Below are 884 nucleotides of genomic sequence, written 5' to 3'. Positions count from 1 at the left end.
ATACAAGTGAGAATGCCGGTATGAGTAACGAAAAGATCAGTGAGAATCTGATCCGCCGAAAGCCTAAGGGTTCCTGAGGAAGGTTCGTCCGCTCAGGGTAAGTCGGGACCTAAGGCGAGGCCGAAAGGCGTAGTCGAAGGACAACAGGTAGAAATTCCTGTACCACCGTAATCCGCTATGAGCGATGGGGTGACGCAGCAGGGTAGTGACGCGGGGCGATGGAATGCCCCGTCCAAGCAGTGAGGCTGATGTGTAGGCAAATCCGCACATCGTAAGGCTGGGCTGTGATGGGGAGGGAAAATTTACAGTACCGAAGGTCATGATCTCACACTGCCGAGAAAAGCCTCTAGCCAGGAGAAGGTGCCCGTACCGCAAACCGACACAGGTAGGCGAGAAGAGAATTCTAAGGCGCGCGGAAGAACTCTCGTTAAGGAACTCGGCAAAATGACCCCGTAACTTCGGGAGAAGGGGTGCCCCGGTAGAGTGAATAGCTCGAGGGGGCCGCAGTGAAAAGGCCCAAGCGACTGTTTAGCAAAAACACAGGTCTGTGCGAAGCCGCAAGGCGAAGTATACGGGCTGACGCCTGCCCGGTGCTGGAAGGTTAAGGGGAGTGGTTAGGGGCAACCCGAAGCTATGAACCGAAGCCCCAGTAAACGGCGGCCGTAACTATAACGGTCCTAAGGTAGCGAAATTCCTTGTCAGGTAAATTCTGACCCGCACGAATGGCGTAACGACTTGGGCGCTGTCTCAACGAGAGATCCGGTGAAATTTTAATACCTGTGAAGATGCAGGTTACCCGCGACAAGACGGAAAGACCCCATGGAGCTTTACTGCAGCTTGATATTGGACTTTGATACGATTTGTACAGGATAGGTGGGAGCCTA

1 rRNA gene is annotated in these 884 nt (G+C 53.7%); it reads left to right on the top strand.

Annotated features, from left to right (window positions below):
* Nucleotides 1-884, top strand: a 23S ribosomal RNA gene (locus tag ACQ4N8_RS28115); the annotation flags it as partial.

This window comes from Paenibacillus macerans (genome assembly GCF_050565405.1).
Classification (GTDB): domain Bacteria; phylum Bacillota; class Bacilli; order Paenibacillales; family Paenibacillaceae; genus Fontibacillus; species Fontibacillus macerans_B.
This window is presented reverse-complemented; position numbering and strand designations above follow the sequence as displayed.